17 protein-coding genes, 1 pseudogene and 1 other annotated feature are annotated in these 17447 nt (G+C 38.5%); of the genes and pseudogenes, 2 read left to right on the top strand and 16 right to left on the bottom strand.

What is annotated here, in order from left to right; all coding sequences use genetic code 11:
• Positions 1 to 45: 45 nt before the first annotated feature.
• From ACIQCE_RS03615 to ACIQCE_RS03630, 4 genes and pseudogenes are all read right to left on the bottom strand, one after another.
• Complete coding sequence (locus ACIQCE_RS03615) at positions 46 to 1305, bottom strand: competence protein CoiA (protein WP_400493624.1); 1260 nt, start codon at positions 1303 to 1305, stop codon at positions 46 to 48.
• Positions 1306 to 1371: 66 nt separating this feature from the next.
• Positions 1372 to 2892, bottom strand: coding sequence for a cardiolipin synthase (gene cls, locus ACIQCE_RS03620; RefSeq protein ID WP_400493625.1), 1521 nt, complete (start codon positions 2890 to 2892; stop codon positions 1372 to 1374).
• An 83-nt stretch (positions 2893 to 2975) separates the two neighbouring features.
• Positions 2976 to 3641: an adaptor protein MecA gene (gene mecA, locus ACIQCE_RS03625; protein WP_400493626.1), complete on the bottom strand. Its 666-nt coding sequence runs from the start codon at positions 3639 to 3641 to the stop codon at positions 2976 to 2978.
• Positions 3623 to 3728 (bottom strand): annotated as a pseudogene (locus tag ACIQCE_RS03630) (adaptor protein MecA); the annotation flags it as partial. The gene mecA and the pseudogene ACIQCE_RS03630, both read right to left, overlap by 19 nt.
• A gap of 177 nt (positions 3729 to 3905) precedes the next feature.
• On the opposite strand from ACIQCE_RS03630, the gene ACIQCE_RS03635 reads away from it, so the two are divergent.
• Positions 3906 to 4568 carry a TerC family protein gene (locus tag ACIQCE_RS03635; protein ID WP_400493627.1) on the top strand — a complete coding sequence of 221 codons (663 nt, stop codon included), beginning with the start codon at positions 3906 to 3908 and terminating at the stop codon, positions 4566 to 4568.
• Positions 4569 to 4604: 36 nt separating this feature from the next.
• On the opposite strand, the gene spxA is transcribed toward ACIQCE_RS03635, so the two are convergent.
• The 7 genes from spxA to ACIQCE_RS03670 all read right to left on the bottom strand — a co-directional run bounded on the left by spxA (position 4605) and on the right by ACIQCE_RS03670 (position 11672).
• Positions 4605 to 5000: a transcriptional regulator SpxA gene (gene spxA, locus ACIQCE_RS03640; RefSeq protein ID WP_003211421.1), complete on the bottom strand. Its 396-nt coding sequence runs from the start codon at positions 4998 to 5000 to the stop codon at positions 4605 to 4607.
• A gap of 192 nt (positions 5001 to 5192) precedes the next feature.
• The gene (locus tag ACIQCE_RS03645; protein ID WP_400493628.1) at positions 5193 to 5771 is read right to left on the bottom strand and encodes a GNAT family N-acetyltransferase; all 579 of its coding nucleotides are present in this window, start codon (positions 5769 to 5771) and stop codon (positions 5193 to 5195) included.
• A gap of 270 nt (positions 5772 to 6041) precedes the next feature.
• Entirely contained in the window at positions 6042 to 6959 is a 918-nt protein-coding gene (locus ACIQCE_RS03650) for an ABC transporter ATP-binding protein (protein ID WP_353856117.1), read from the bottom strand.
• Position 6960: 1 nt separating this feature from the next.
• The gene (locus ACIQCE_RS03655; protein ID WP_400493629.1) at positions 6961 to 8040 is read right to left on the bottom strand and encodes an ABC transporter ATP-binding protein; all 1080 of its coding nucleotides are present in this window, start codon (positions 8038 to 8040) and stop codon (positions 6961 to 6963) included.
• Between the two features lie 13 nt (positions 8041 to 8053).
• Complete coding sequence (locus ACIQCE_RS03660) at positions 8054 to 8971, bottom strand: ABC transporter permease (RefSeq protein WP_400493630.1); 918 nt, start codon at positions 8969 to 8971, stop codon at positions 8054 to 8056.
• Positions 8972 to 8974: 3 nt separating this feature from the next.
• Positions 8975 to 9919, bottom strand: coding sequence for an ABC transporter permease (locus tag ACIQCE_RS03665; RefSeq protein ID WP_353856120.1), 945 nt, complete (start codon positions 9917 to 9919; stop codon positions 8975 to 8977).
• Between the two features lie 115 nt (positions 9920 to 10034).
• Entirely contained in the window at positions 10035 to 11672 is a 1638-nt protein-coding gene (locus ACIQCE_RS03670; RefSeq protein ID WP_400493631.1) for a peptide ABC transporter substrate-binding protein, read from the bottom strand.
• Positions 11673 to 12149: 477 nt separating this feature from the next.
• Positions 12150 to 12372 (top strand) — a binding site (T-box leader).
• Positions 12373 to 12425: 53 nt separating this feature from the next.
• Between ACIQCE_RS03670 and trpS the strand changes: the two genes are divergently transcribed.
• On the top strand, positions 12426 to 13421 hold the full coding sequence (gene trpS / locus ACIQCE_RS03675; protein ID WP_400493632.1) for a tryptophan--tRNA ligase: 996 nt from the start codon (positions 12426 to 12428) through the stop codon (positions 13419 to 13421).
• A 38-nt stretch (positions 13422 to 13459) separates the two neighbouring features.
• On the opposite strand, the gene ACIQCE_RS03680 is transcribed toward trpS, so the two are convergent.
• The 5 genes from ACIQCE_RS03680 to opp4C all read right to left on the bottom strand — a co-directional run bounded on the left by ACIQCE_RS03680 (position 13460) and on the right by opp4C (position 17425).
• Complete coding sequence (locus ACIQCE_RS03680; RefSeq protein WP_400493633.1) at positions 13460 to 14212, bottom strand: YjbA family protein; 753 nt, start codon at positions 14210 to 14212, stop codon at positions 13460 to 13462.
• Between the two features lie 72 nt (positions 14213 to 14284).
• On the bottom strand, positions 14285 to 15562 hold the full coding sequence (locus ACIQCE_RS03685; RefSeq protein ID WP_400493634.1) for an MFS transporter: 1278 nt from the start codon (positions 15560 to 15562) through the stop codon (positions 14285 to 14287).
• Between the two features lie 146 nt (positions 15563 to 15708).
• Positions 15709 to 16083 carry a hypothetical protein gene (locus ACIQCE_RS03690; protein WP_400493635.1) on the bottom strand — a complete coding sequence of 125 codons (375 nt, stop codon included), beginning with the start codon at positions 16081 to 16083 and terminating at the stop codon, positions 15709 to 15711.
• The gene (locus tag ACIQCE_RS03695; protein ID WP_400493636.1) at positions 16080 to 16469 is read right to left on the bottom strand and encodes a methyltransferase domain-containing protein; all 390 of its coding nucleotides are present in this window, start codon (positions 16467 to 16469) and stop codon (positions 16080 to 16082) included. Before ACIQCE_RS03695 ends, ACIQCE_RS03690 begins: the two co-directional genes overlap by 4 nt.
• A 116-nt stretch (positions 16470 to 16585) precedes the next feature.
• Positions 16586 to 17425 (bottom strand): oligopeptide ABC transporter permease, encoded by an 840-nt coding sequence (gene opp4C, locus ACIQCE_RS03700; RefSeq protein ID WP_400493837.1) that lies wholly within the window; start codon positions 17423 to 17425, stop codon positions 16586 to 16588.
• Positions 17426 to 17447: the final 22 nt, after the last annotated feature.

The following is a 17447-nucleotide window of genomic DNA, read 5'->3' on the forward strand; positions in this document are numbered from 1 at the left end:
AACACCACCTTTTTCTTATGATGATCAAAGTGGGCTAGAAACATGCTAATGAAATAAGAAAGCATCTCGTTTCAATGCTTCTTCTAGTGTGCGTATAGGCTTTTGATTCGAAGTTACTCTATAATGACCCTCTTTGATTACTTGTAAAAACCCGCAGGATAACAAAGCCTTTACATATGCGGTGATGGCCGCTTTCACATCTTCTATTGTCACATTGGCATATCTAAACTTCACTTCTTTCGCCTGCACACACCGGTAGATTTCTTTTATAAGCATCTGAATGGTCAAGGATTCATTCACTTTTCTCCTGATCATCCAATCATAAAGATAGCCCTGCCATACATAAACGGGACTAGTAAAAATATACGCTTCTGTAAGCGGAATAAACATTTCAACTGGCATAAATGGGAACGCCGTTTGATGATGTTGATAGAACAGTTGCTGCAGCCGCTTGCTTTCACCTGATAAAATACGGGGAGGCCGCTGTCTAAATTGCTGAACACATTTCAGCCATTGCTTATTCAACGGCTGCTTTTTAGGCTGCTTATGGAGCATCTCTGAGATATGATGACAGGCTGAAAGCGGCTGAACGGTCATTACGGCACATGTTTTCGAAGGCTGAAAGGCAAATATATCGTCAAGATAAATGAGTGTTTGCTGGGTCGGACAATAATAGATCAGACGCTTTCTTTGTGAAACCCGCAACATTTCCCAATGAATGGCGGAGAATGAAAAAAGCTGAGCAGATTTTCGATTTAAACGATTTGCACCTAATATCCAAACTGGAACCATGCCTGCTGCGCGCAGACCTGAAGTTCTCTTCATCAGCTCCCGCTCTGAAATGTTCGCACATTGAAATTCGATCGCATAGCTTACGTCACCATCAACGACTGTGACATCAGGCCGCTGCTGAATGGATGGAATATACTTCTCAAGGTTTGGCTGATGTCCAAGTCGCTTCAACCAATCGATGATGGTTGTTTTGCCGGCCTGATGATAGGCGGTTTCACCTTGAATGGCGAAAGGACATGCTGTGAACTGAATGTGTGCAAAATGATACATACGATGCTCACCTAACTTCAATCGAACCTCCTGTCTACATTCAGGACAATAAAATTTGCAAGTGTTCCTCACATGCTCTAGCCGGCTCTTCGTTAGATGATGCGTAATACGGATGAGTCTCCCATTATCCATGATAGCTGCGTTCATATATCTCACCCCTTGCTCTTTGATGACCATATTATAGCTTGTTCTTTTAGGGTTGAGCGAATGTGGAAAAATGTATTTTGCCCATTCAAAACACATGTTTAACGACCATTTCCCTATGAAAATAAAAAATCCCCCTATTAAAAAAAGGGGGAAACACAATATTTAAAGAAGTGGTGATAATAATCGTGCTGTTGATTCAAACAGCCTCACCCTCAAAGGTCTTTTTGCAAATTCATCTGGCACAATTTCGTTTGACTGCTCTAGATCACCTAAGAAGTCATTGACCAGTTTCTCCGTACTTTTTGTTTTATAAAGAAACGCATTTACTTCAAAATTTAAGTGGAAGCTTCTCATATCCATGTTTGCAGTCCCAATCGAAGCAAGTTCACTGTCCACAATGATAAACTTACTATGCATAAAACCTTGGTCATATTCATAGACCTTCACCCCTGCTTCAAGAAGCTCAGGAAAGTATGAGCGAGACGCATGGAACACAATGCGTTTGTCAGGATTTTTTGGGGCTATAATCCGTACATCCACCCCGCTCAAAGAGGCAATTTTCAGTGCTGACAAAATATCAACATCGGGAATAAAATAAGGAGAAGCAATCCAAATAGACTTTTTTGCAGAAATTATCATTGAAAAAAAGAGATTTTTAATAACCTCCCACTGTTTATCTGGACCACCTGCAATCATTTGCACTCCTTCTGTTGTACTCTCAAAATGACTGAAATCCTTAAAATATTCCTCACCTGAACAGGTTTCATTGGTCATATAATACCAATCCTGCATAAAAATCTGCTGTAAATCGCGAACAGCCTCTCCTTTAATCATGAGATGTGTATCACGCCAAAATCCGTATTGTCTGCTTCTGCCCATGTATTCGTCCCCAATGTTCAGACCTCCTACAAATCCAACTTCTCCATCAATGACGACAATTTTCCGGTGATTTCGGAAATTAATTTTATTATTTAATAATGGCAGTCTGACAGGTAGGAATGGTACGATCTGTACACCGGCCTTTTCTAGGTCGGCTATATATTGACGAGAGAGCTGTAAGCTACCTACATCGTCATACAGAAATCGAACAATCACCCCACTTTTTGCTTTCTCAATCAAAATGTCTTTTAATTCATTGCCAAGATGATCATGCCGAAGAATATAATATTCTAAGTGAATGTGATGTTTTGCTTTTTTAATCTCTTCAAAGATATGAGAGAACGTTTCCTTTCCATTTGTTAGGACTTTAGAGGACGTGCGATATGTGATGGGGGTATGTCCAAGTCTGTGTGCTAGTTTAAATAAGCGCTGCTGATGATCACCCATATGTGTCATCTTTTCGATTGCTTCTCTGTGAATTCGTTCATCTTCCTGAATTAATTGTTCATCTAGTGCCGCCTTCTTTTCGAACAACCGGCGCTTCTTGATATTGCGTCCAAAGAAGATGTAGAACAAAAACCCAAATAACGGAAAACTCCCCAGAAGCACCAGCCATGTAATGGTTTGGGAGGGATTTCTGTTCTCTAAGAATATGACAAATCCGATGAATATAATCGATAAGGTGAAAAGGACACTGATTGAACTAAGCACACTTACCGCTAAATCACCGGCAAAAATACGAACAATAAAATAAGCACCTATCGTAATGATAAGAAAGAAAAGAACCTTGACTATATTTCTCATTTGATTTTCTCCTTGCCGATCTCTTTGTCTAATTGATTCAGATAAAAAAGTCGATTCCTCTATAGAAATCGACTTTTTGTCGTTTACGAGAAGTGCTGTTGAATCGTTTCAAGGGCATTTCCTTTGACAATCAGCTGACCGTATTCTTGCAGTCTGTAAATGCTGACCACTGATTCATGAGCGTATTCAAGTAGTATGCTAAGCTTATTCTCAACTTGCTCATCTGACAAATCCTCGTGGAAGTCAACATATAGATAATAACGATTTTCAAACGAATATAAACTTGTGGTAAAGTCCTGCATATTTAATTGAGAAAGTGCAATTAAATCTTCAAAGTCATCCAATTTCAATACGAATTGAAGTTGAAGTTTTTTGTCCTTCTCATTATGTTCTTCTTGATCCTGCTCCTCTTTATAAAAATCATTGAGCAGTGCATCTAGACTGTCTTCGTCTGTTTGGTCTTTTTTATCCTCTGGAATCGGCAATTCGAGCTTTTGTCCATCTTTAGAAAGTTGGGCTTTTGTCACGACAATTTCAAGACCTTTATCAAGTGCCTGTACTTGAATCCAAAGCGGTCCCTCGACTGCAAACTCTTCTTCTTCGTGCACTTCGTCCATTACTTCCCAGAACAGCTCTTCACTGCGCTCACGATTATACCAAATCTCTTCACGGTCAAAGCCGCGATCTTCAATATCACCGTAGGAAATATAAAATTTCACTGTATGTTCATTTATTCTTTCAATTTCCATTTTGCCAACCTTCCCTTCTATATAAGATGTTGAAGGGACATACAAGCTCCCAATTAATAGTACTTTACTACACTTTACCCGTTCCGTCTACATGTTAACCTTTGAAAGACTTGAGGTAATGCTTTGTACTGTCTATTTTATGATAAAACATGAATAAAAGAAATAAAAACGCATTTTTTGCAGAGAAAACTTGCAGAAACATATATTTGAATTGTTCTCATATATTGTTTGTACGAGCTCTAATAGTGAAACGAGGTGAATGAAATGGAAGCAGAGTGGATCGTCTCCTTTTTCATGATTATTGGCATAGATCTGATACTAGGCGGAGATAATGCCTTCATCATTGCCATGGCCAGTCGAAGCTTATCAGATGATAAACGTAATAAAGCCATATGGATCGGCACTCTTTTGGCGGTGTTGATGCGGATGACTATGACAGGTGCTGCGGTATATTTATTGACCATCCCTTATTTACAATTTATCGGAGGGCTCTTTCTCCTTTATATAGGTTACAATCTGTTAATTGAACAAAAGAAAAAAACGCTTCTTATTAAAAGTAGCGGCTCCCTTTGGCGTGCTGTCCAAACGATTGTAGTCGCCGACCTCCTTATGTCACTTGATAATGTCATTGCTATTGCAGGTGCTGCAAAAGGAAATATGGTGCTGACAATGATCGGATTAATGATTTCGGTCCCTATTATTATTGGGGGGAGTAAACTCATTCATGCAGCATTAACAAAATTTCCGTTTCTTTTATATGGAGGAAGTGCACTTTTAGCTTTTACTGGGGGAGAGATGATTGTCCGCGACGTTCAATTGAATGAGTTTATGATGCGGCATACAACCCTTGAGTTTTTGCTTCCATTCTTAACAGTCGTGACTGTCATTTTAGCCAGCCTATTTTATGAACAAACAGCAGAAAAGTGAATAAAAAAAGCTGCCGAATCATCGGCAGCTTTCGTATTAGTTAGCAAGTCGCTGTGCTTCTCTAAGCTGGAATGTACGAACCGTTCTTGGAAGGAAACGTCTGATTTCATCTTCATTGTAACCGACTTGAAGACGTTTTTCGTCCAAAATAATTGGGCGTCTTAAAAGACCAGGGTGCTCATTAATGAGTTTATACAATTGTTGAAGCGGCATTGTCTCAACATTCACATTCAGCTTTTGGAATACTTTAGAACGTGTTGAGATGATTTCGTCTGTTCCATCTTCAGTCATTCGAAGAATTTCTTTGATTTCATCGATTGAAAGAGGCTCAGAAAAAATGTTTCTCTCTTGATATGGGATATTGTGCTCTTCTAACCACGCTCTTGCTTTTCTGCATGATGTACAGCTTGGTGATGTGTATAATGTTACCATAAATCTTCACTCCTCAATTGTAGTAGAATGAATATTGATCTGTATTCTTAAATTAAAATTGTTCTAAATAAGTAATCTTTATAGTGATTATACTATAAAAAAGTAAGTGTGAACAGATTTTCTTGCAATTTTTGTGACAAAAACTAGACAATTTCATTCAGTTAATGATAATTGATGTCTGAACATTCTCATTTAGTCAAGATGATCGAAAATATTTTTTTGCTTTTTATTTTCAATTACCTTTAAAACATCGTCAACATCTTCGTACGATTGTCCATACCACTCTTCATCTTTATACGTATGGATTTTTTCGTATGTTTTCCTCATAGCCTCTAGCACCTCTTCCTCGTTATCTGTAAGAGGTGACCAATAAAGGATTTCCATCCGGTTCACTTCATTGGTTGACAGTGACCTTCGTTTATAACCGATTGATTCGGCATGTTTGAAATGTTCTCTTTGATAAAATTTTAGGCGCTTTGCAGTATCTGCATCATCTTCATCTACAGGCTCGACCTCAAGCAAGATCGGTTTCTTTTTTTCCTTTAGCTGATGAATCAGCTTTGACCCGAGGCCTTCACCTCTTGCATCCTTGGAAACGAATAAATAATCTATAAAGATGAAAGAATCAAATTCAGCATACATCATCACATGATGAGGTCCTTCCTCCTTATGATAAATATCACTTCTTTCCTTTAACAAAGCTTCCATATGCTTTTTTGATTTCATTTCTTCTATCGGGAAATATTCACTGAGCTTTTCATACCAATTCATAGATACGCTCCTTATGTTATCATCAAGAACCACTTTCTTATATATTCCCGACTTCCTGCTAATTAAACGCCTGTACTAGTAAGACGCAATAATGTCATAGGTGGTTTCACCTGTTTTCAAACTAAGCGAAAAAAGTTTTATCTCGAGCAATTCATCAGCAGTTGAAAACAGACAGAAATGACAAGCGTCAACGCAAAGCAAAATAGACCCATATTGACTTCTTTCAAATAAAAAGAAGCACTGATCATTCAGTACTTCTTCTACATGTTCTTATAGATTAGCTTTTAGCTGTTTGAATTCCTCATCTGTACAACTCACAAAGTGGCCTGGCTTCACTTCACGGAACTCGGTGTTTGCCCCTTTATGGACAGATGGGTCATACTTAATTCGTTTACGATTACGCTCATAATCAGGATCTGGAAGCGGAATCGCTGATAATAGAGATTTTGTATACGGATGAAGCGGGTTTTCATACAACTCATTCGCTGGTGCCAATTCAACCAATTTTCCAAAATACATCACACCGATGCGGTCGCTGATGTATTTAACCATGGAAAGATCATGCGCAATGAATAAGTATGTCAATCCTTTTTCTTTTTGCAATTCTTTCATCAAGTTGACAACCTGTGCTTGGATTGACACATCTAGTGCAGAGATCGGTTCGTCGGCAATGATGAAATCCGGTTCAACCGCTAATGCACGAGCAATTCCAATACGCTGTCTTTGTCCACCAGAAAATTCGTGTGGATATCTATTCGCATGCTCTTTGTTTAAACCAACTGTCTCAAGCAATTCATATACACGCTCTTTACGCGCTTGCTTTGTTTTTGCAAGGCCGTGAATGTCAATACCTTCTGCAATGATATCAAGCACTGTCATTCTAGGATTAAGAGAGGCGTATGGATCTTGGAAGATCATCTGCATTTGGCGGTTGAAAGCAAGCAATTTTTGTCTTGATTTCTTACCGTGTACATTTTCTCCTTTGTAGAGAACTTCGCCGTCTGTTGCTTCATAAAGTCTGATAATAGAGCGTCCGGTCGTGGATTTACCACAACCAGATTCACCCACTAGTCCAACTGTTTCCCCTTTATAAATATCAAATGATACACCGTCTACTGCTTTCACAGTTCCTCTAGGTGTATGGAAATGCTGTTTTAAATTTTTGATTTCTAAAAGTTTTTCTGCCATGCTATTCACCCTCTTTTACTAATACAGGTTTTTCGTAGCTACCTTCTATTTCGCGCATTCTCGCCTTAACTGAAGCTGGCGGTTCAACTTTAGGTGCATTTGGATGAAGTAGCCATGATTTCACATAATGGGTATCTGATACTTTGAACATAGGCGGCTCTTGTTCAAAGTCAATTTTCATTGCATAATCACTGCGAGGCGCAAATGCATCCCCTTTTGGCGGGTTTGTCAAGTCAGGCGGTGTTCCTGGAATAGCTGTTAGCTTTCCTTCTTCTCCACCATCTGCATCTAGGCTTGGCATAGAAGCTAATAGTCCCCAAGTATATGGATGCTTTGGATTGTAAAAAATTTCATCCACTGTCCCCATTTCAACGATTTGACCTGCATACATGACGGCTACTCGATCAGCGACATTGGCTACAACACCTAGATCATGGGTAATAAAGATAATAGATGTTTCGATCTTTTGCTGTATTTCTTTCATTAACTCTAAAATTTGTGCTTGGATCGTTACATCAAGTGCTGTCGTTGGCTCATCGGCAATTAATAGCTTTGGATTTGCCGCAAGTGCCATTGCAATTACAACCCTTTGTCTCATTCCGCCACTAAATTCGTGAGGATATTGTTTAATTCTTTTTTCAGGCATTGAAATACCAACAAGTTCTAATAATTCAATGGCTCTTTTTTCAGCGGCTTCTTTTGAAATTTGTTCGTGCTTGAATAGAACCTCTGTAATTTGTTTACCGATCTTCATCGTTGGGTTAAGTGAAGTCATCGGATCTTGGAAAATCATTGAAATTTCTTTTCCACGAATTGATTGCATCTGCTTCTCGGATTTTTTCACAATATCTTGACCATCAAATAAGATTTCTCCACGTTTGAAATAACCCGGTGGCATCGGGATTAATCTCATGATGGCTTGTGATGTGACACTTTTACCTGAGCCAGACTCACCTACAATGGCAAGCGTCTCTCCTTTATTTAAGTGGAAGTTCACACCTCGAATGGCTTGAACCTCTCCACCATATGTTTTAAATGAGATTGCAAGGTCTTTCACCTCTAGAATACGTTCACGTTCCATCCTAATCACTCCCTTATTTACGCAACTTCGGATCTAAAGCGTCTCTTAGTCCGTCGCCAACCACGTTAAAACCAAACATTGTTATACAGATAAATGCGGCTGGGAACCATAATCTCCACGGATAGTACGTCATGGCTGGGATCCCGTCTGACGCCATTGTTCCCCAGCTCGCTAACGGAGCAGGTACACCTAGCCCTAGATAGCTTAGAAATGCCTCTGTAAAAATCGCAGTAGGAATGGTTAATGTCATGGTGACAAGAATTGGTCCCATTGAGTTTGGAATTAAGTGTTTAAATAAAAGTCTAGATGTTTTCGCACCTAGTGTTTGTGCTGCAAGAACGTACTCTTGGCTTTTCAATTGCAAAACTTGTCCCCGAACAATACGTGCCATGTTGATCCAACCTACAACTGTCATGGCTAGGATGATGGTTAAAAGTCCTTTTGGCAGAACGACCATCAATAAAATTACCATTAAAAGCGTTGGAATTGCCCATAGTACGTCTGCAATACGCATCATCACTTCATCTGTACGGCCGCCTTTGAACGCAGCAATACTCCCCCAAATAATCCCGATGATCACGTCAAGAACAGCTGCAGCCAGACCGATAAAAATCGAGATTCTTGCGCCTACCCATGTACGAACAAACATGTCTCTTCCTAAATCATCCGTCCCAAACCAGTGCTCTTTAGACGGCGGTTGATCAGCGTTTAGAAGATCTGTTGTTGAGTAACCATATTTAGATAACCACGGTACTATCATGGCCAACACGACAATGATGAGAATAATCGCAAGTCCAACCATCGCAAGTTTATTTGCACGAAAACGAAGCATAGCATCCTTCCATAAAGAAAGACTAGGTTTAGATATTTTTTCAGATTCTGCTGCATCAGCCGTTGCCGGCACAAATAAGTCTTTTTTCAACTCTTCCATGTGTTAGACTCCTTTCTTTGCCTTAGTCAATTTGATTCTAGGATCAATCATACCGTATAAAATATCTACAATGAGAATGCTAAGTAATAGAATAATACTATAAAAGACTGTCACACCCATGATAACGGTGTAGTCACGGTTTGTAATACTTGTGACAAAGTGAGAGCCGAGCCCAGGAATACCGAAAATCTTTTCTACAACGAAGCTACCGGTTAATACCGAAGCTGCCATCGGCCCCATATAGGTGACTACAGGCAATAATGCGTTTCGAATTGCATGTTTCATCGTAACAGCTGTTTTAGTTAATCCTTTGGCTCTAGCCGTTCTAATATAGTCACTGTTTAGTACTTCAAGCATACTTGACCGTGCAAGTCTGGCAATAAACGCCATTGGCATGAAGGAAAGTGCGATAGAAGGTAGCACGGTGCTTGCCCAAGACTCCCATCCTGCAACTGGGAAAATTGCTAAAAAGCTTGCTTCTGATGCAAATAAATATTGTAGAAGCGCTGCTAAAATGAAACTTGGAACAGATATTCCAAATATTGTTAAAATAGCAATCGTATAGTCTTGCCACTTATTATGAAAGAGAGCTGCAAGGACCCCAAACAATACACCAAATGCTAATGCGAGGAGAATTGCCTCAATTCCGAGGGTAAAGGACACGGGGAATCCAGAACTGATTAAGTCATTAACAGTTTGTCCTTTATATTTAAATGAGGGACCGAAATCTAATTTTGCAACCGACCCTAAGTAACTTAAGTATTGAACGAATAAAGGCTTGTCCAATCCATAGTGCTCATTTAAGTTTGCTTCAATTTCAGCAGGAAGTTTCTTCTCTCCAGAGAATGGACCACCAGGTGCTGCCTGCATGAGAAAGAAAGTTGCAGTTACAATAACAAACAGTGTGATTAAAATATATATTAATCGCTTACCGATATATTTAAGCAACGAAATTGCACCTCCATGATTTTACAAGTATTTCTCTTTTCAGCAAGAAAGGTATATGGAGAGACATCCTCCATATACCTTAAGATCCTTGCCATAGATCTCTTAAACTATGATCTTACTTTTCGAAATAAGCCCATTTGTATTGAGCATCACCAAGACCAGATACAACAACACCTTTTAGTTTTGGATCTTTAACCCAAAGTTGTGTGTAGAAGTAAATTGGTGCTATTGGCATATCATCGATAAGAATTTTTTCAGCCTTTTTCAGCATTTCCAGACGTTTTGTTGCATCTGTTTCTTTAGAAGAATCATTTAATAATTTTTGATACTCTTTGTTTTCCCAACCAGTGTCATTGTTCCCGCCGTCTTTATCTTTGTAAAGCTCAAGGAAGTTAACTGGGTCATTGAAATCACCTAACCAGCCCATACGTCCAATTTGATAATCTCCACTGTGAAGTTTATCAATGTAAACATTCCACTCAGAATTATCGAGCTCAACTTTTACACCAAGGTCTTTTTTCCACATTTCTTGGATGGCTTGAGCAATCTTCTGATGGGCTTCATCTGTGTTGTAAGACAATTTCAATGTTGGAAGATCAGAAACTGATTTATAACCTAATTCTTTTATTCCTTTTTCAAGTAGCTCTTTAGCTGTCGTTACATCATGATCTTTGAAGTAACCCGTTTTGTTATCTTTGAAGCCTTCCATTGTTGGAGGAACGATTGCCATTGCTGGAACTTGTTCACCTTGCGTGATTTTGTCAACAATCGCTTGACGATTGATTGAGTATGCAAGTGCCTTACGGATGTTTACATTGTTTAAAGGTTTTACTTCCGTGTTAAACTTATAGTTGTAAACACCAGCAATTGTTTGAATGTTTAAATTGCCATCTTTTTTCAATTTTTGAAGAGATTCTGTTGGCAGATTTCCTGTTGGAGAACCAGCCCAATCAAGCTCACCTTTTTGGAACATGCTTAGCTCTGTGTTTGTATCCTTTATCATTGACATGTTAATTTTCTTCAACTTAACAGTGTCTTTATCCCAGTATTCGTTGTTCTTTTCAAGTGTAATTGAACCACCGTGCTTCCACTGAGACAATACAAACGGTCCGTTTGAAACATAGTTTTTACCAGCATTTGTGTACCAATTTTTGTTCTTTTTAGCGATTTTTTCATTTATTGGCATATAAGTATAGAATGCAGTAAGTTCAGTAAAGAAAGGAGTAGGATTTTCTAATTCAACAACAAGGGTTTTGTCGTCTTTTGCTTTTACGCCTACATCATCAATCTTACCTTTTCCTTTGTTTGCTGCTTCAGCACCTTTAATATAGTAAAGCTGATAAGCATATTGAGATTCATTTTTAGGATCTAACACCCATTTCCAAGCATATTCGAAATCTTTCGCTGTAACTGGGTCACCATTAGACCATTTTGCATCACGAAGTTTGAATGTGTATGTTTTACCATCCGCACTTGTTTTGATATCAGAAGCCATCGCATTTTCTGGCTTACCTTCAGCATTAATTCTTGTTAATCCTTCAAATATTTGACGGACAACGCCTCCTGATGTTGAATCATTTGCCAATCCTGGATGTAGTGAAAAAGGCTCAGTAGAGATATTCACATTTAATGTTGTTTTGGCCTCTCCAGAACTGCTCGTGCTGTCGCCTGATTTGTTTCCGCTGAAACCACAAGCGCTTAATACAAGTGTGAAAATAAGCATTAAACTCACAACAGACCAACGCTTTTTCAACTGTATTCCCCCTTATCATATGTTTTAGTTCAAAGGTCTCGATAGAAGATGAGATTCAGATTAAAGAAATAGCGTAAAAAAGTCCTTAATTTGCTTACTTTCTATTTCTTTTGTTTTTTCTGAATTTTCACTATGTAAAGAACCTAGCACAAACGTGTGAACAAATTCATTATAATGAATAGAATAATTTATTGCAATATTAATTTCACATATTTTCAAAAAACGCAAATGGGGATAAAGGGGGATTTTTATAAACTAAAGTCTCTATTACTTCAACAAATTAAAGCATAAATTGATTAAACTAATCAAACAAAATCATTGAGAATAATGTTTTATACATATAATTAATCACTTTTTTAGAAATTCTGACAGATAATTGCTATTTTATATAAAATTTTTAGTGTCTAGCGGCATAACGAAAATGCCATATAGAGCCCCGTGACTTTTTCATTGCCATCATTTATAATAGAGAGAAATGATGTTGCGATGAAGAAGAAGAGTACATATATTCACCATTTTCAGAGAGTCTGCGGTCGGTGCGAGTAGATAGTGGCATATATGGAATGGGCTTTGGAGCAGCTAACCGAACACTTACTTGGTAGAGTTAGTAGGCTTAGACGGAGCAGACTCCGATATCAACGTCTTGAGTGATTTCTTAATGAAATAACAAGGGTGGTACCGCGGTTCATTCGTCCCTTTTCTGATGAAAAGAGACGAGTGGGCCTTTTTATATTGAAGAAAAGAGGTTTTAACATGACGAAGAAAACAATTTTTTCAGGTATTCAGCCTAGTGGCTCCGTGACATTAGGAAATTATATTGGTGCCATGAAGCAATTTGTCGACTTACAACATGATTATAATGGATACTTTTGTGTCGTTGATCAGCATGCACTCACTGTTAATCAAGATCGATTAACGCTTCGTAAAAATATTCGGAGTCTAGCCGCTCTTTATCTGGCAGTTGGTCTTGATCCAGAGAAAGCCACTTTGTTTATTCAATCAGAAGTTCCGGCCCATGCCCAAGCAGGATGGATGCTGCAATGTGTAGCTTATATTGGTGAGCTTGAGAGAATGACACAATTTAAAGATAAGTCTGCTGGAAAAGAGGCGGTAGTGTCAGGCCTATTGACATATCCTCCTTTAATGGCTGGAGATATCCTCCTTTACGGCACTGATTTGGTCCCTGTCGGTGAGGATCAAAAGCAGCACCTTGAATTGACAAGAACGCTTGCTGAACGCTTCAATCGAAAGTACAACGATATCTTTACCGTACCAGAAGTGAAAATTCCTAAAGAAGGCGCTCGAATTATGTCTTTAACAGATCCAACGAAAAAGATGAGTAAATCTGATCCAAATCAAAAATCATTTATTACACTATTAGATGAACCAAAACAACTTGAGAAGAAAATTAAAAGTGCTGTGACCGATTCAGAAGGTATTGTGAAATATGACAAAGAAAACAAACCTGGCATTTCCAACTTGTTAACCATCTATTCTGTGTTAGGGAACATCTCCATTGCTGAACTTGAACAAAAATACGAAGGCAAAGGCTACGGAGAATTTAAAGGTGATCTTGCGCAAATTGTCATTGATGCTTTAAAACCTATTCAAGATCGTTATTATGAGCTTATTGAATCAGAAGAACTTGACCGCATCTTGGACGAAGGAGCTGAAAAAGCAAACCGCGCAGCAAACAAAATGCTCAAAAAAATGGAGAACGCTATGGGTCTTGGCAGAAAACGCAAATAAAACAAGCTTGCAGCTCGTGCGCTGCAAGCTTGTTTTCATTAATTTACTTTTGATTCGTTTTCCATTTCCCAAAGCTTTTCAAAAAACGGCTGACCTTTCATCATTTTTTCACAGAATGCTAAGTGGTTGTCAGACCACCCATCAATTGTTTCATTGTAAAGCATATCCCAAATTTCCTCGAATGACATTCGTTTGATTTGGTTGTACATCCGCGGATTCCATTCCGTATACCAATAAATAATTTCTGCCCGATTTTGCAGACCCTTTAATTGATCCAGTGCCATAAACAGGAGCTGCTTTAGCTGTCTTTCTTTTCTTGTTAATCCACTGATATGCTGCGGCGGTAAAGACAAAATATGATATTTCTTGGAAGACTCAAGCGTGTCTGTTGAGAAATCGAACTCCTCTGCCTTCACATCCTTCACCATTTCATACACCAATTGCTCCTGTCTCGGAATGAGACGACTCTTTCTAACTGGTATAGAATAGCCTATTGTATCCACAGCAATGATACGAATGCCATCTGTCACAACAAAGCAATATTCTAATTTTCGCCGTTCATGATTTTTACGAACATATGATTTCTCAAAAACAGCTTCTAAAAGCATTTTCGGTAGCTCTGACAGATCATTTTCTATGTAATCAAACAAAGAACTCTGCACCTTGAGTAAAGGCACTTGATCTAACAATTCTACGCTGTCCTCCTTGCGCCACTCATGAAAATGGCACACATTGTAGCCATTCTCTTCCCCTTCAAACCAATTCACCCATACATCATGAAGAAATAACATAACCAATCCCTCACTTTTTAAAAACTGTTGTCCACAGTATGGGCAAGTGATAGAGAAATTATTCCAACTTTATTAAACTTCAAGCTGAGAGGCAGAAAGTTTGTTTTTATTATTTTTTGTCACAGTTAATAGTGCGGAAAAACCCTTCATTCGCAATGACAATAAACTTATCACTAGCAACACCCCACCTGAAATGAAAGTGATCCAGATCACACCAACATATTTAGAAAAAACACCTGCGATGATTAAACCTAGAATCATACCGAAATTTGAGAACATTTGTAAGATGGACATCGCACGTCCCCTATAAGCATTTGGAGTAAGCCCCAGAAATAAGCTACTAATTGGGACGTTTAATAAAGCATTCATCATCCCAATACCAAATACCCATAGATAAACTGGTGGTAACCCAAAAAGAATTTCTAGAGATTCGATTGGTATGACAGCCATCATCCAAAGCCCCATAAGAATCGTTATCGTCATTAAAATATAGCCCGGTTTTAACTTTCTTAGCAAATACGGTCCTAAAACCGAACCAATGACGGCACCAATACCCGAAATCGCTTCAATCATTCCAAAATGAAAACCTGACACTTGAAACTCGTGCAGCAAAATCGAATTGGACGTGGTGTTAAAAATACCAGCGATCAACATGACTTGTGTTAACAATAGGATTAAAAAAGCGAGCGGAGCTGATCGAAATACGACCTTTAAGCCTTGTTTAATTGCCGTCCATTGTTTTTCTTTAGAAAGTGGCGGTATTTCTTCTTTTTCTTTGTTATTCTTTTTCAAAAGTATAGCCGTCATCAAGATGAAACATGCAGAAAGACTATAGCTGAAGATATCTATGATGAGCAGAAAAGATGGCGAGAAAAAAAGAAGCAGTAAGCCTGCAATCCCCGGGCCGGCAATTTGCATAACGGAGTAAATGCTCTGAGAGAAGCCAATGGCTTCTGAAATGTTCTTTTCCCCCACTACAGCAGGAATATAAGAGGAGCGTGCTGGATAAAAAAATGCACTGCCGATCCCTGATAAAAAAACAAGCATAATAACAACAACTGGGTGGTTCAAACTGAAAATCATCCCGATCAATATAACCGCTCGAAATAAATCTGCAGCCATCATGATATGATGTTTTTTAAAACGATCTGCTGTGACACCACCAATTAACCCAAAGAAAAACATAGGTGAATATTGACAAAATAAGACAAATCCAATTAATAACGGGTCATTAGATGTGGTCCCAACCACATAAAGGATGACAATCGTCGTAAGTCCATCTCCAAAACGTGAAATCAATTGTGCCATACAAAACGTTAGAAATTGCGGCTGTCTTAGGATAGCAAGCAATAACATCAACCTCTCTATTTTCTCTTTTATTGAACTATTTACGTAAGAAAGTGCGTGTGAAAAACACGCACTTTTTCAAAATGAATATAAAAGTCAATTATTCTGCGATGATGATGACAACGTTTGTTTTCATAAGACTCACCCCTTTAATGCTTCATTTTAGTGCATAAAAGTATCGTGTTGTGAGCTTCTACGTTATAAGAATTCCCTTCAAAATCTCCATAAATATGCTTGATAATAAAACCAACATCTTTCAGCATATTTGCGATTTCAGATACACTATATAACCTCATCGTGATAACATGTTTTGTTGTTTCGTATTTCACAATTCTTGTTTGTTCAATTTTAATGGTGCCGTTGACTACATCTAACTGTCTCTTTTCTAAGGCATAGCCTGTTTTTTCATCTCCAAACCAGATAAGCGGATGGAAATACTTGATTAGAAATTCTCGATTTGCAAGGTGAAGAAGTAATGTCCCGCCTTCATTTAAACATGCATACATGGTTCTGAGCATTTTCATGTTTTCCTCATCTGACATATAAACAATGGATGTTTCCATATTGAGCACAACATCATACATTCTAGGGGCTGAAAGTCTCGTCCGTCTGCTAAAAATGTTGTCACTTGGTGATTCGATTCACCTTCAATATGTGCCAAAAACTCCTGATTGATATCCAGCCCATCTACCTGAAATCCCTCTTGCCAAAGTTTGAGCAGATGTCTCCCATGCCCGCAGCAAAAATCTAAAATGTGCGGGTGATCGTAAGTTTGAAGGATTTTTTTTTGAATAAAGTCAATCTCTACATCGACATTGCGAGATAAAAGACGTGAGTAAATCTCTTTATACCGAGAACCAAAAAAGTTTGTGCCTTCATCTGAAATTGGTGTTTCCACTTTAGCAGACAATAAGGGGCTCTCCTCTCAATCTCTTTTTTATTATAAATCTATAGTACTATACAAAAATACCTTTTTAAACCTTTTTTTGTATTAAAAATACATTTATATCACTTAAGTATTGCTGGTTACTTTAATTTTTTAGGGTCAAGAGCATCCCTTAAACCATCTCCTAGGAAATTGAAACATAGCACGGTTAGCAGAATGAATAGACCAGGGAATAATGGATACCACCACGCTTGCACCATGATGGAGAAATTTTGCGCATCTTGTAGCATATTGCCCCAGCTTGGTGTAGGCGGCTGAATGCCAAACCCTAAATAGCTTAACGTAGACTCAGCAAGAATGACTGTACCAATTTTAAGCGTCGCCGATACAATAATCGCTCCAATACAATTAGGTAAGATATGTGAAAAGATAATGACATGGTTTTTTGTACCTATCGTTCGTGCTGCTAATACAAATTCTCTTGTTCTAAGTGATAAAAATTCACTTCGAATGAGGCGTGCTGTTGTTGTCCAGCCTGTCAGAGCAAAGATCAAAATGAGCTTATCGACCCCTGGCTTAAAAATGGTGACAAGTGTAATTAATAGAAAAATATCTGGAATTGATAACACGACATCGACTAATCGCATGAGTATAGAATCAACCCACCCTTTAAAGTACCCAGCGATTGCCCCGACCAATGTGCCAATGGTAATCGCACCAAGGACAGATACAAAACCGACTAATAGAGACACCCTTGCTCCATATAACACTCTTGAGTAAATATCCCTACCAAATTTATCTGTTCCCATTAAATGTTTTGAGTTTGGAGGCATCAATTTTTTAAGCAAATCCTGCTCTTCTGGCGTATATGGAGCGATAACCGGTGCGAAGATGGCAACAAAAATAATCACAAGCAGGATACATGTCCCTATCACCGCAAGCTTATTTCTAAAAAACTTCTCCCAAAAAAGACGCAACATCGTTTCCGGTTTGCTAGGTAGG

It is taken from the genome of Bacillus sp. NPDC093026, from assembly GCF_044754665.1.
In the GTDB taxonomy this organism is placed as follows: domain Bacteria; phylum Bacillota; class Bacilli; order Bacillales; family Bacillaceae; genus Bacillus; species Bacillus maqinnsis.